This is a genomic window from Bacillus sp. FSL K6-1033, assembly GCF_038630765.1.
GTDB classification, from domain to species: domain Bacteria; phylum Bacillota; class Bacilli; order Bacillales; family Bacillaceae; genus Bacillus; species Bacillus altitudinis.
On the sequence record NZ_CP152041.1, the window covers coordinates 3681179 to 3694444 of the forward strand.

Below are 13266 nucleotides of genomic sequence, written 5' to 3' on the forward strand. Positions count from 1 at the left end.
AGTACTGGCGCGGAGCGAATTTATCATTCGTGAGCACCAGCACGCAGGACTGACACCGAATGCGAGGGTTTGTCTACACGCTGGGACTCCCACGAGATGGGAGTCTTTCTTAATCAGGTGTAATTCCTTCTGTATTCATGAGCACCACTCGATATCCATCTGGATCTTCAATCGTCACGCCTCCTCGATCCCAGTACGGGTTTGTAGAGGTGACATGCCGTCCGCCAGATGCGATCAGTCTCTTTTTCATCTGCTGAAATTCTTCTTCATCCGGAATATAGAATACAAGCAGTTGCTCTGGGTGGGGAACAGGCAAGCTTTCGTCTTCTTCATGTTTGGTGATTTCCAGATGAACATGCTGGTGAGGAAGCCCAAGCATGACCCCATCATACCCTTCATGCTGATCAAATGAGCCAATTCGTTTCAGCCCTAAACCTTCTTCATAAAAAGAAACAACCTCTTTCATGTTGACGGTCGGACGTGCGATGCGTAATTGAGCGGCTTCGAATTGTTGAAACTTCATCAGTCATCACTCCTTTTCTCTCCCTTTAGTATACGCTCTCTTTTTCTCCCACTCCTCCTCATTTCGACTGTTTTTCAGTCATTCTTTCGATGTAGATGGATCAAAAAAAGCCCAGCTTCTTGAGCTGGGCTTTAAGCACCGGGCGGAACACCCGCATCGTCAAATCTTCTTTCTAAGTTGACGAATTTGTTATATTCTTTCACGAACGCCAGTGATACCGTTCCAACTGGACCGTTACGCTGTTTCGCAATAATAATTTCAATAATGTTCTTATTCTCTGATTCTTTGTCATAGTAATCATCACGATAAAGGAACGCCACAATATCGGCATCCTGCTCAATACTTCCTGATTCACGAATATCAGACATCATCGGACGCTTGTCCTGACGCTGCTCTACCCCACGAGAAAGCTGTGATAAGGCAATGACCGGCACTTCAAGTTCTCTTGCTAGTGACTTTAAAGCCCTAGAAATTTCAGATACCTCTTGCTGACGGTTATCGCTTGATCGTCCACTCCCTTGGATGAGCTGTAAGTAATCAATCAGGATCATGCCAAGCCCGTTTTCTTGCTTCAAACGGCGGCATTTCGAGCGAATTTCACTGACTCTAATGCCAGGTGTATCATCAATGAAAATCCCACTGTTTGATAGCGAACCCATCGCCATTGTCAGCTTACCCCAGTCCTCTTCTGTGAGGTTACCGGTTCTTAGGTTTTGTGCATTGATATTTCCCTCGGCACAAAGCATACGCATGACCAGCTGCTCAGCGCCCATCTCTAAACTAAAGATGGCGACACTTTCATCTGTCTTGGTCGCAACGTTTTGTGCAATATTTAACGCGAAGGCTGTTTTCCCTACGGACGGACGAGCCGCTACAATAATCAGGTCATTTCGCTGGAAGCCAGCTGTCATCCGGTCAAGCTCTGAGAAACCCGTTGGAATCCCAGTGATATCACCTTTTCGATTATGAAGCTGTTCAATATTATCATATGTCTGAACAAGAACGTCTTTAATGTTTTGGAAAGCTCCTGAGTTTTTACGCTGAGCCACTTCCATAATGGTTTTTTCAGCATCACTCAATAGATCTTCCACTTCATCCTCACGCGTATATCCATCCTGTGCAATGGTTGTCGCTGTACGGATCAGACGTCTTAAAATGGATTTTTCTTCCACGATTTTTGCATAATATTCAATGTTTGCGGCAGTTGGGACAGAGTTCGCAATATCTGTTAAATACGAAATCCCGCCTACCTCTTCTAGTAAGTCTGTATTGGCAAGTTCTGATGTCACCGTGACAAGGTCAACCGGTTCCCCTCTATCACCAAGTACAAGCATCGCATTGTAAATCTTTTGATGCGACATTCTATAGAAATCCTCTGGAATTAATACTTCAGAAGCGAGCGTTAGCGCAGATGGTTCTAAAAAAACAGCACCTAATACGGCCTGCTCGGCTTCTATATTTTGCGGCGGCAGCCGGTCATCGAGAAGTTCCGTCATGCCAAGCACCGTCCTTTCATAAAAAAATACGCTACTCATCATTTTAACATTTTCACCAATAAAAAAGTGAAAAACATCAACTATAGTCAAAATTACCATGTGGTTGTTTCATTGAACAGCGAAACAACACACTTCAAATAGAAAAGACTCTGTAACATAAATTGTTATAGAGTCCTTTGTATCGCTAATGGAATTTGTAGCTGTTGTTCACACATGTGATCGATACTCCAACATGGCATGAACACGCACATGATCAAATATTGAAAATATCAGGTGCGTTTTTTAATTTATCGTTTTCTTAACTCCGTAATTCACCTTTTGTCCAATGTCATATAAAGACCCGTTTTCATACCCAATAGATAACACCAAATCAGGAATAGAATCATACCCGTTCTTCGCTAGATCAAAGAGCTGTGCACCATAATGTGATGCAGCAATGCGGGCATTTTCTGCTGTGTATGGGTTTTTCAGAAGTTCTTCTTTGTAGATATCGAAAATATTCGCTCCGGTGTCCGTTACAAATTGACCGTTTACAATGCTTAAATCTTTTAAATTGTAGCCTGTTACCGTTTTGATTTGATTGACAAGGTGAAACTTTGCAAGTGTATCCGGCGTGAATTGAGTCGAATCATCATTTCTACTTTTCATAATATGAAAAAATAGTTCTCTTGTATTGTTGCTTGTATTCAATATGTCTTCTATTTGTTTGACCAGCGACTCGTCAGTTGATCCACTCACCACTAATTTAAAATGATTCGGATCAATGGTAAAAGTTAAATTAGCATTTTTAGGAATGTTCAAACCATTGGTAGAAAACAAAGCTTGCAGTTGTTCGTTCACCTTCTGACGATTTAATAGTTTCTTTTCTACACTTTCTTGGGTAGGATCGTACCGTTTTTCATTACGGAAAATAGCATCATTGAAGTCATATTGTCCACCTTTATTATTCCTTGCCCAACTCATTTCCATCGTATAAGCAGCTTCTCTCTCCACTTTAGTTAGATCACTTCTGAAATAAGAAGAGTATGGATTTCGATACTTATCATATATATGACTCTGAGGATCTTTGAATCGTTTATTTTGTTCATTTATTTTTTCGTATTTTTCATCTAATATTTTCATTCGTCTATCAGATTCGGTCATCACTTCGTTTGTACTTTTAATAGCTGATTGACCTTTAGCGTCTATTTGGTTCAAATTGTTCGAAGCACGGGCTGTATATGACGTATTAATATTCATTTTGATTCTCCTTTTTTAAGAAAATAGTGATTATTAAATATATCGGCATTTCAGTTAAAATTTGTTAGTTCAATGTCGATATAGTAATTATTACAAGTAGGGTTAATATATGACAAATACTATCTTTAAACGTTTATTATTACCAGCATTATTATTGGCGCTTGTTACTAGTTTTTTTGCACCTACTTCAGCGGAAGCAGCAATTACGGGGAATAACAGCCCTAACACTGCAAGTTCAATGGGATATTGGAAAAATAGTCGTTCAGACACGACAATCTTACCTGAAGGTGAAAATGAAGCGTATTATCAGTTTACGATCAATAAAGGTGAAAGAGTTTATGTCAGAAGTTCATATAATAAGCAATATATAGGGATGAACATCGAGGTGTATAATTCGAAATATTCTAGGACAGGATCCGAAGTTATAAATCCTGATTCAGTAACGCCTTTTATTTTTGCAAATACTGGTGACGTGACTTCAACTTCAGAAACTTATTTTGTGAAAGTAACCCGTGGTACATATACCGGTAACATGTATTTTACTGTTTCCATTGAAGATCGTATTAAATCTGGAAATGGGACATTCAATTTTACAGGGACTGCTACGAACTTGGGGAATTCTTCTTTAAATTTTTTAGGAGTTGACTCTTCAGTCATTACAATGGATTTAACGAATAATTCCACAGTTCCTAAACGCGCTGTAGTTAAATCAATTACGACAACTAGCACTCAAACACCCAACCAAGGGAATGTCACACACAAACTGATGGCTAGTGATAGTAACATTTGGTATCAATCACTTTTCTCCTCTGCAACAAGTGGTTCTTATCGTATATCTCTGGATGATCAATTAAGAGTCGCTCAAAAATGGAGCTTTAAGTACAACGCAAAAGCTACGGCGAGATCTACTATGAGCAATGTCAAAGCCGATATCCGTTACGAATATGATGTCACAGATGGATTTTAAGTGAATGATGTTGACAGATATGTACACCAATTGATCAAAAAGTAAGGGCACATCCCTTACTTTTTTTATTGTCTCATTTTTGATGTTATATGTTATTTCGCCACTTTTAAAACAGCCCCTCCTCTTTCAACACGCTCTCTAGCAGAACCTTGACTGACCATTTCATTTTGTTATGAATGAAAATGTTAAAAAGAAGAGTAGTGTATTTTTGTATGAAAGGACGGTGCTTGGTATGGCGGAACTTCTCGATGACCGGCTGCCGACGCAAAATATAGAAGCAGAGCAGGCCGTATCAATTAATTGGACAAAATTAACATTTATACAACTTTATGAACATTTGACTTTATAATTAATAACTATTATTATTTGGTTTGCTCACATGATAATTGAGAATCATTTTCATTTGAAGTTTTCAGGTAATACTCTCATCCAACCAATATTCACAAGTCTGCTTTTATCACCATATGAGGATCATTTTGAGGAAGGGAATTTTTATATATGTTGAAACGCCCTGAAGGAATGGGTACTGAGAATTCACTTTTCGGAGAAAGCCGTCCCTTTTTTATACCTGGGACGGAGCAACTAGATATCACAGCACACCCATACAGACTTTTTATATTTAAACCGACTACCACTCCTCCCGCAACTGGTTTTCCAGTCATGTACGTGCTTGATGGGAATTCACTTTTTGGCACAATGGTCGAAGCCATCCGTTTACAGTCAAGAAGACCTGAAAAAACAGGTGTCGCACCTGCTATCATTGTTGGAATTGGCTATCAAACAGAAGAACCCTATCATCCGCTTAGGCATTATGATCTCACTCTTACCGCCCCTGATGCTTCCATTGGGAGGAAAAGAAAGGACTTCTCCAACCATACATATGGCGGCGCTTCTACTTTCTTTTCTTTTTTAGAAAAGACGGTAAAGCCCTATATCGAACAACGCTTTCCAATCAACCAAAGTCGTCAAACACTGTTTGGGCATTCTCTTGGCGGTCTTTTTGTATTACACACACTATTTGAGCACCCTGATGCTTATCAGACATATATTGCAGGGAGCCCTTCTATCCACTGGAACAAAAAATTATTTCTAGAAAAAGAACACCAATTCACCAACTATATACGTCAGGTGCCTATGGATGTCAGGCTGCTTGTAGGTGTAGGTGAGTTAGAAAAACATCATCCATGTCAAATGAATGATCATGCCCATTCACTAGCAAATCGAATGTTGCCTTTATCGCCATACGGCTTGCATACGGCCTATCACGAGTTCCCTGAAGAAGGACATACGTCCGTTTTGCCAGTGCTGATGAATTATGCTTTTCGTTTTGCACTCTATCATGATGATCCTTTAACAACCACAGATATGAAAAAAAGCTAGTGAACACACGAAACATAGTGACCTATCTCAAAAGATTGCCCTTATCACAGGCGCAGGACGGACAACGAATACAAGTGTTTCTCTATACCCTACGCACCCTGATCTCCATCAGGGTGCTTTTTTGACAGAATAAACACACCATTTTCCAGCTCTTTCTGATACAATTCAATTGAGAATGTTTATCAATTAATAAGAGATCAGGTGGTTTTATGGGAAACAATCATCAATTATGTACAAAGGTAAATGCTGAACAATGCATTTATCGATTAACATATACTGAAAAAATAAATAATGCAGATCTTCCACATACGGAGCAGCAGTTGTCAGATACATTCTGCCTCCTCTTTAGCATAAGCGGCAATGGTTTACTTACATTGAATGATCAAAGATGGCGATTGAAAAATCTGACACTCTATACGATGATGCCTGGGGAAACATTTATGTTGAAAACAGAGCCTTATCAAAAACACGAGCTCTATCTGTTTCGCTTTCAAATGTACGCGTCACAAGGTCAAAGCATAGAAGAAGTATCAACTGAACAAGCCCGATCTTTACTGAATGTATGGCAATTTATCGATATTAGCTCGATTGAACAAATTCATTCTTTACTGTCCGACATGACAGCAGAATGGCAAAAACCTGAATCCATTAGCTTTTTTAGAAGCCAAACCCTTTTTCAACAGCTCATCCTGCAGCTTTTCACACTGCATAAAGAAGACATTTGTGACACAACACACGCCCTTTTCAAAACAAAACAATATATCGATCAACATTCCGAAGAACCTCTCAGCCTTACAAGTCTATCTCATATGGCTGGTATCAGCGCCAATCATTACAGCGAGCTATTTAAAAAGCATTTTGATGTGAGTGTCACTGATTATATCACCAAGAAAAGACTGGCTAGAGCCAAACAGTTAATGGCGAAAGGTCATGCAAAGCTCAAAGACATTGCACAGGACATTGGCTATCAAGACCCCTATTACTTTAGCCGCATCTTTAAGAAAAAAACGGGTATCACTCCTTCTGCTTATATGAAAAGCCGTCAACGGAAAATGGCTGCCTATGGCCATTCCATACTCGGGCAGCTCACACCTATTCATATCATCCCATATGCTGCCCCTCTTCACCCTAAATGGACAGCACATGATTTTGAGCATTATGCAGAAGAAATTCCGATTCATCTGAGTGCACATCGTATCAACGAGCACGCTGAAGCCAATTTACAGCAATTGAAGGAAGCACAACCTGAGCTGATCATTGCCAATGATCATGTGACAGAGGCAGAAAAACAAGCGTTGAAAACCATCTGTCCTGTACACTTTGTTCCATTCACACAATTGGATTGGCGCACTCAATTCAGACAAACAGCTCTGTTCTTAAACGAAACGAGGGAAGCAGAAGAATGGCTGCTTCATTACGAAGAACTCGTTAATCAAGCGAAAAAGGAATGCGTTATTGATCATCCACCAAGAACCGTCCTGCCTCTTCGTATCTTTCAAGATCAGCTCTACTTATCTGTCAATCGCACCTTGTCAGAAGTAATTTTTCATGACATTGGCCTTCTGCCAGCTTTTCAGAATGATGGCCAGCTCATCGAAAAAAAAATCAGCATTCACTCTATACAGCAGTTAGACCCAGATGCCATCTTCCTTTTGTTGCATAAAGAACCAAAAACTCTTGCTTTTTATCAAAAGTTAAAGCAACAGGAGGCTTGGCAAAATCTCAAGGCTGTGACGCAACAAGCCGTCTATCCACTCGCTTCTGACCCTTGGCGTGAATACACAGCAGCCAGTCATCAACGAGTCATTCAGGACCTTTTATCTTTTTTTCCGTAAAAAGTCCATCACTAGACAGATCATTGTCTATGGATAAAAGGACGAATGACTACTACAATCTTTAATTGAGAACAATTATCAGTTAAAGGAGAAAACAAATGAAAAAATGGTTCGCATTGCTTATCCTTTGTATCATGACGATCATCGCAGCAGCCTGTGGTGCTGCAGAAAATAAACCGGCTTCCAACACAACCAAAAGCAAGTCAGCTGAAGCAGCAGAAACAAACATCAAATACTTAGATCAAACGTACAAACTGAAAACACCAGTGAAACGAATCGTCATTGCTGGAAGCCTAGAATCGATGGAAGATGCAAAACTACTTGGTATCGACCCTATTGGGGCTTCTACTGTAGGCGGCACTTTCCCTGAATTATTTAAAGACATTACAGCAAAAACAGAAGGCATTGGGGAAAAAACAGAACCAAACCTAGAAAAAATCTTAAAACTAAAACCAGACGTGATACTCGGATCAACCAAGTTCCCGCCTGCAACAATTAAAAAACTAGATAAAGTCCAAACGACGATCCCAGTATCACATGTCTCTTCCGACTGGGAAAGCAACCTTTTATTACTCGGTGAACTGACTGGAAAAAGTGAAGAAGCGAAAAGCATCATTTCTGATTATCAGAAAGATCTCAAACAAGCGAAAGAAACCCTGAAAGACAAAAGCAACAACAAAACAGCTGTCATTTTACGCATTAGACAGGGCGACCTGTACGTGTACCCTGAAGACGTATACTTCAACTCTACTTTATATGGGGACTTAGGGTTTACAGCACCAAGTGATATCAAAAAAGCCAAAGCACAAGCAATGATTTCATTGGAACGCCTAGGCGAACTCAATCCTGACTATATCTTTGTTCAGTTCTCCCAAGAGGAAAACTCATCGAATCCAAATGCATTGAAGGACTTAGAGGGAAATAAAATTTGGAACAGCCTAAAAGCTGTGAAAAATGGGCACATCTATGAAAATGTCGTTGATCCTATGCTTCAGGGAGGAACAGCACTAAGCAAAACAACTTTCCTTGATCAGGCTGTCAAATGGCTAGATCAAACCAACTAAAAAGATGCGCATCTTGACAAAGGGCTAAACATTTTAGCCCTTTGTTCTTCTTTTCAGCAGAGCTTGAAAACTTGAAGGAGAGAATACACATGAACGGAACGTTTCTATATGACGAATTGAACGGGCGGCAGCTTGATATTTACCTTCCACCGGACACCTCTATTGATGTTCCAGCTGTCTTTGTACAAGATGGCTCTTCTTTGTTTAGAACCCACCTGCTAGAGATCGAAAGCATGATTGAAGCCAAAACCATCTCGCCAATCATCATCGTCGGTATACACCCATTCAATCGACTTGACGAATATACACCATGGAAAGCATCATCACTGCGTTCTGGATTCCCTGACTTTAAAGGTGAGGCACAGACATATGTGTCATTTTTAGCAAATGACTTGCTTCCATATATCAAAAGAGAATACTCAGTCAAACAGACCGGTCATGAACATAGTCACATAGGTGCTTCATTAGGTGGGCTATTTGCAATTTATACTTTATTGATGTACCCTGCTCTTTTTAAAAACATCGCATCTATCTCTGGGTCATTTTGGTATCAAGATTTTCTACCGTTTGCTAAACAACAAAGCATTCAGTCTGTGGACCACCTTGTCTATTTGTCTGTAGGCAGTGAAGAAGGGAAAGGCAAAACATCTGTCCAACAGCACATGCCTTTATTCAACAAACAACTCCATGATCTTTTATTACAGAAAGGGATGCAGGAACGAAAGCTTCACTTTCACATTGAACAAGGAGAGGGCCACCATCTGAAACAATTTCAAAAAAATTTCTTATCGGCCATCAAGTGGTTTTATAAAAGAAAACCTTAATTTTTTATCAGCAAGTCACAAAGTCGATATGGTATATTGGAACGTATAGATTGAAAGAGGAGGGATTTGCGCATGAGACCTTTACAAATCTCAGCCGATACCGCACAAAAGCTTGCTGCATCACTCAATGTACCGTTAGAGCAAATCATGCATATGCCGCAGCACATCTTATTAGCTAAATTAGCGGAGCTTGAACAAAAGAAAGATCGTTCTTAAAGAAATAAAGGAGTTTACATTCATGGAACAACAACTAGAAAAATCAACATTTCATCCTCGCAGTACAGGGCAAACCATTTTGCTGATTGCTGGGATTTTACTCATTGCCTTTAACCTGAGGCCAGCCATTACGTCTGTTGGTCCTGTGATCGGTGCCATTCGTTCTGATTTACAGCTTTCAAATGGACTGGCTGGTTTCCTCACGACATTACCACTGCTCTCATTCGCATTGCTATCTCCCATTGCACCTAAAATCGGAAAACGTCTTGGGAATGAACGAACACTTTGGCTTGGGCTTGCTGTCCTGCTCTTTGGGATTGTCATTCGTTCATTGGGCAGCATCACCTTTTTAATGATGGGAACAGCGCTAGTCGGCGTCGGGATTGCGATTTGTAATGTGCTTTTACCTGGACTTGTGAAACATAAATTCCCTGCACATGCTGGATTAATGACAAGCGTGTATACGACATCGATGTCCGTTTTTGCTGCACTTGCATCTGGTGTCAGCGTTCCGCTCAGTCATGCAATGCCTGGCGGCTGGAATACATCATTCCTTGTTTGGGCCGGACTTGCCCTTCTTGCAATGATGGTGTGGGCGCCGCAGCTTCTTCATCAGAACACAGCGGCTGCCAAAAGCATTTCGCTCAAAGAACAGCCAATATGGCGTTCACGTGTCGCATGGCAGGTGACCTTTTTTATGGGCTTGCAATCATTCCTTTTCTACAGCAGTATCGCATGGTTTCCTGATATTTTGACATCACATGGCATGAACCTAGCGACAGCGGGATGGATGCTCTCTATTATGCAGTTCACTGGTCTGCCATCCACCTTCTTAACGCCCGTTTTTGCAGAAAAATTAAAAACACAAAGACCGCTTGTCGTCGGCCTTGTCCTTGTGTATTTACTCGGCATGATTGGTCTCCTTCTCGGAGGGTCGACGCCTATTCTTGTTATCTCTGTGCTATTAATCGGCGTCGGACAAGGGGCCAGTATCAGTCTTGCCCTCACATTTATCGGATTAAGAACAACCAATATGGAACAAGCAGCTGCTCTTTCTGGAATGGCGCAGTCACTCGGTTATTTATTAGCCGCTGTTGGTCCATTCATGATCGGTATCCTTTTTGATGTGACACATACATGGACGCCATCTATTATCATCTTTATCATCGTTCTATTTTTCATGTTTTTATCCGGTATGCGTGCTGGACGAAGCATCTATATTTCAGATCCATCATAAGAAAAGAACCCGTCTCACGAGGAGACGGGTTCTTTTCTGTTTATGCTTGTTCTGTGACGTGCACCTTTAATGTTGCTTGTACTTCTGGGTGAAGCTTCACCGGTACATTTGTGTATCCTAGCGCACGGATGGCATCATTCAACTCGATTTTACGCTTATCGAGTTTGATTTGATGTTCTTTTTGCAATTTATCAGCGATCTGTTTGCTGGTAATCGAACCAAATAGACGACCGCCTTCACCTGATTTAGCAGTGAGTTCCACTGTCAGCGCCTCAATTGTTTCTTTTAATTGTTTCGCTTGCTCAAGCTCTTGGATGGCATTCTTTTTCTCTTTGTTTTTCTGCCCTTCCAATGCACTTAGGTTCGTTGGAGTTGCTTCAACAGCTAACCCTTGTTTGATGAGAAAGTTGTGAGCGTATCCGTCAGCTACATTTTTGACTTCGCCTTTTTTCCCTTTGCCTTTTACGTCTTTTAGAAAGATGACTTTCATCTTTGAACCCCTCCTTCGAAATATTCGTCTATGGCAGCTTTTAACTTCTCTACCGCTTCTTCAATGGTTATACCATAAATCTGGGTCGCAGCGTTAGTCAAATGACCGCCGCCATCTAATGCTTCCATAATAATTTGAACGTTGATATCCCCTAACGATCTTGCACTAATACAGACCGTATCGTCATCTCGCCTTGCGACAGCAAATGATGCTTCAACCTCACTCATCGACAAGAGAGAATCAGCCGTCTGTGCGATCGTAATTTGATCATAATACTCAGATCTGTCAGACGGCAAGGAAGCAATCGCTACCTGATTTTGATACAGCTCTGTATGCTGAATGAGCTTTGCCCGTTTAATGTAATGATCGACGGTCTCTTTCAAAAACTTTTGCACAAGGACAGGATCTGCCCCTTTTGCACGAAGGTAGGATGCTGCATCGAACGTTCTTGACCCCGTTCTGAGGGAGAAACTCTTCGTATCCACGATAATCCCAGCAAGAAGTGCTGTGGCTTCAATCATGTTAATCCGCAATTTCTTCGGCTGATACTCTAACAGCTCTGTCACAAGTTCTGCTGTAGATGAAGCATACGGCTCCATATAGACAAGTAAAGGATCACGGATAAATTCCTCACCACGTCTATGGTGGTCAATGACAACGACGTTTTCGATCTTATTTAGCAGTCGTTCTTCCATCACAAGGGACGGTTTATGTGTATCTACGACCACAAGCAATGTGTCATCCTTTGCAAGCTCCATCGCTTCCTCAGGCGTGATAAAACGGGACCAAAGTTCTTCATAATTCTTAATTTCACTAATTAAGCGTTGAACGCTATCCCCAATCTGGTTGGCATCAATGACGATGTAACCTTCTTTTCCATTCGCCTGAGCAACCTTTAAAATCCCGATCGAGGCACCGATAGAGTCCATGTCGGGGAACTTATGCCCCATGATCATGACATTACCGCTTTCAGATACAATTTCTTTTAAAGCATGTGAAATGACCCGTGCGCGTACTCGTGTCCGTTTTTCCATTGGATTGGTTTTTCCACCGTAGAATTTCACTTTCCCATTCGGCTGTTTAATCGCTACCTGATCCCCGCCTCGTCCGAGGGCAAGGTCAAGACTCGACTGCGCAAGTGCGCCAAGTTCTTTTAAAGAAGGAACAGACGCACCGATTCCAATACTAAGGGTAAGTGTGGCGCTATGTGCCCCTGTTTTCTCACGAACCTCGTCTAAAATGGAAAACTTCGACGCTTCAAGCTCTGCTAAGATGCTCTCGTTTAATACAGCCATAAATCGTTCAGATGAAATTCTTTTTAAGAAAATGCCGTATTCTTGTGCCCAATTGTTTAACAGCGATGTGACTTCACTATTTATCGCGCTACGCACCTGATCATCAAGACCCTGCGTCACATCATCATAATTGTCTAAAAAGATATAAGATAACACCGTTCGTTCATTTTCATACTGTCTTTCAATCTGCACTTGTTCCGTGACATCAAAGAAATATAAAAGGCGCTCTGACCGTTTAATAATGACTTTGAATTTCCGGTCATTCAGCGTCACATTTTCTGTCTCAACCTCTTGTTTAATAAGAGGCACAATGGATTCAAATGTATCATACAAGGATCTGCCGACAAGTGTGCTTTCATGGAAGCACGAAGCGAGAAATGGATTGGTCCATTCGATATAATACTGGTCATTAAACAGCATAATACCAATTGGCATCTCCATTAATGCTTCTTCTCCAACCTTTTTGACTCGATAGGATAATGTTGAAATATATGAATCAATCTCTTTTTGCACCTGCGTATCTGCCCACTTTAAAAAGTAGAGCACACCCGCAAGGACTAAAAGACCAACCGCTCCTATGATCCAATTAAAATAAAGGTTGAGGAGGACTGTGATCACCGCAAGAACAATTAACGCGAAGATCGGATACTTGATGACAGGTTTTCGATAGAAGCTTGGCACTGATATCAACTCCTCAACA

General features: G+C 41.0%; 12 protein-coding genes. 7 read left to right on the forward strand and 5 right to left on the reverse strand.

Annotated elements, in window-relative coordinates:
* Window positions 1–109: 109 nt before the first annotated feature.
* From MHH31_RS18870 to MHH31_RS18880, 3 genes are all read right to left on the reverse strand, one after another.
* Window positions 110–523: a VOC family protein gene (locus MHH31_RS18870; protein ID WP_024718459.1), complete on the reverse strand. Its 414-nt coding sequence runs from the start codon at window positions 521–523 to the stop codon at window positions 110–112.
* A gap of 131 nt (window positions 524–654) precedes the next feature.
* Window positions 655–2019: a replicative DNA helicase gene (gene dnaB, locus MHH31_RS18875; RefSeq protein WP_003214779.1), complete on the reverse strand. Its 1365-nt coding sequence runs from the start codon at window positions 2017–2019 to the stop codon at window positions 655–657.
* A gap of 282 nt (window positions 2020–2301) precedes the next feature.
* Window positions 2302–3258: a DUF4885 family protein gene (locus MHH31_RS18880; protein WP_342495131.1), complete on the reverse strand. Its 957-nt coding sequence runs from the start codon at window positions 3256–3258 to the stop codon at window positions 2302–2304.
* Window positions 3259–3367: 109 nt separating this feature from the next.
* Here MHH31_RS18880 and MHH31_RS18885 point away from each other — a divergent pair, with 109 nt between their 5' ends.
* The 7 genes from MHH31_RS18885 to MHH31_RS18915 all read left to right on the forward strand — a co-directional run bounded on the left by MHH31_RS18885 (window position 3368) and on the right by MHH31_RS18915 (window position 10781).
* Window positions 3368–4225 (forward strand): hypothetical protein, encoded by an 858-nt coding sequence (locus MHH31_RS18885; protein WP_342495132.1) that lies wholly within the window; start codon window positions 3368–3370, stop codon window positions 4223–4225.
* 498 nt (window positions 4226–4723) lie between these two features.
* Window positions 4724–5605 carry an alpha/beta hydrolase-fold protein gene (locus MHH31_RS18890; protein WP_274660416.1) on the forward strand — a complete coding sequence of 294 codons (882 nt, stop codon included), beginning with the start codon at window positions 4724–4726 and terminating at the stop codon, window positions 5603–5605.
* A 209-nt stretch (window positions 5606–5814) separates the two neighbouring features.
* The gene (locus MHH31_RS18895; protein WP_338705907.1) at window positions 5815–7440 is read left to right on the forward strand and encodes a helix-turn-helix domain-containing protein; all 1626 of its coding nucleotides are present in this window, start codon (window positions 5815–5817) and stop codon (window positions 7438–7440) included.
* Between the two features lie 98 nt (window positions 7441–7538).
* On the forward strand, window positions 7539–8504 hold the full coding sequence (locus MHH31_RS18900) for an iron-hydroxamate ABC transporter substrate-binding protein (RefSeq protein WP_342495133.1): 966 nt from the start codon (window positions 7539–7541) through the stop codon (window positions 8502–8504).
* Between the two features lie 89 nt (window positions 8505–8593).
* A complete protein-coding gene (locus MHH31_RS18905; protein WP_072368168.1) occupies window positions 8594–9328 on the forward strand; it encodes an alpha/beta hydrolase-fold protein in 735 nt (244 codons plus the stop codon).
* 72 nt (window positions 9329–9400) lie between these two features.
* Window positions 9401–9544 carry a YycC family protein gene (locus MHH31_RS18910; RefSeq protein ID WP_008347524.1) on the forward strand — a complete coding sequence of 48 codons (144 nt, stop codon included), beginning with the start codon at window positions 9401–9403 and terminating at the stop codon, window positions 9542–9544.
* Between the two features lie 22 nt (window positions 9545–9566).
* The gene (locus MHH31_RS18915; protein WP_243824607.1) at window positions 9567–10781 is read left to right on the forward strand and encodes an MFS transporter; all 1215 of its coding nucleotides are present in this window, start codon (window positions 9567–9569) and stop codon (window positions 10779–10781) included.
* A 40-nt stretch (window positions 10782–10821) separates the two neighbouring features.
* Here the strand turns inward: MHH31_RS18915 and rplI are convergent, their stop codons facing one another.
* Window positions 10822–11271 (reverse strand): 50S ribosomal protein L9, encoded by a 450-nt coding sequence (gene rplI / locus MHH31_RS18920; RefSeq protein ID WP_274660414.1) that lies wholly within the window; start codon window positions 11269–11271, stop codon window positions 10822–10824.
* A complete protein-coding gene (locus tag MHH31_RS18925; RefSeq protein ID WP_017359884.1) occupies window positions 11268–13247 on the reverse strand; it encodes a DHH family phosphoesterase in 1980 nt (659 codons plus the stop codon). The genes rplI and MHH31_RS18925 overlap by 4 nt, the downstream gene beginning before the upstream one ends.
* Window positions 13248–13266 lie beyond the last annotated feature (19 nt).

Excerpts from the sequence above, each read along its gene's own strand:
- MHH31_RS18880 (WP_342495131.1), bottom strand. The coding sequence starts at position 3,258 with ATGAATATTAATACGTCATATACAGCCCGTGCTTCGAACAATTTGAAC.
- MHH31_RS18885 (WP_342495132.1), top strand. The coding sequence starts at position 3,368 with ATGACAAATACTATCTTTAAACGTTTATTATTACCAGCATTATTATTG.
- MHH31_RS18890 (WP_274660416.1), top strand. The coding sequence starts at position 4,724 with ATGTTGAAACGCCCTGAAGGAATGGGTACTGAGAATTCACTTTTCGGA.
- MHH31_RS18895 (WP_338705907.1), top strand. The coding sequence starts at position 5,815 with ATGGGAAACAATCATCAATTATGTACAAAGGTAAATGCTGAACAATGC.
- MHH31_RS18915 (WP_243824607.1), top strand. The coding sequence starts at position 9,567 with ATGGAACAACAACTAGAAAAATCAACATTTCATCCTCGCAGTACAGGG.
- MHH31_RS18910 (WP_008347524.1), top strand. The coding sequence starts at position 9,401 with ATGAGACCTTTACAAATCTCAGCCGATACCGCACAAAAGCTTGCTGCA.
- MHH31_RS18900 (WP_342495133.1), top strand. The coding sequence starts at position 7,539 with ATGAAAAAATGGTTCGCATTGCTTATCCTTTGTATCATGACGATCATC.
- MHH31_RS18870 (WP_024718459.1), bottom strand. The coding sequence starts at position 523 with ATGAAGTTTCAACAATTCGAAGCCGCTCAATTACGCATCGCACGTCCG.
- rplI (WP_274660414.1), bottom strand. The coding sequence starts at position 11,271 with ATGAAAGTCATCTTTCTAAAAGACGTAAAAGGCAAAGGGAAAAAAGGC.
- dnaB (WP_003214779.1), bottom strand. The coding sequence starts at position 2,019 with ATGACGGAACTTCTCGATGACCGGCTGCCGCCGCAAAATATAGAAGCC.
- MHH31_RS18905 (WP_072368168.1), top strand. The coding sequence starts at position 8,594 with ATGAACGGAACGTTTCTATATGACGAATTGAACGGGCGGCAGCTTGAT.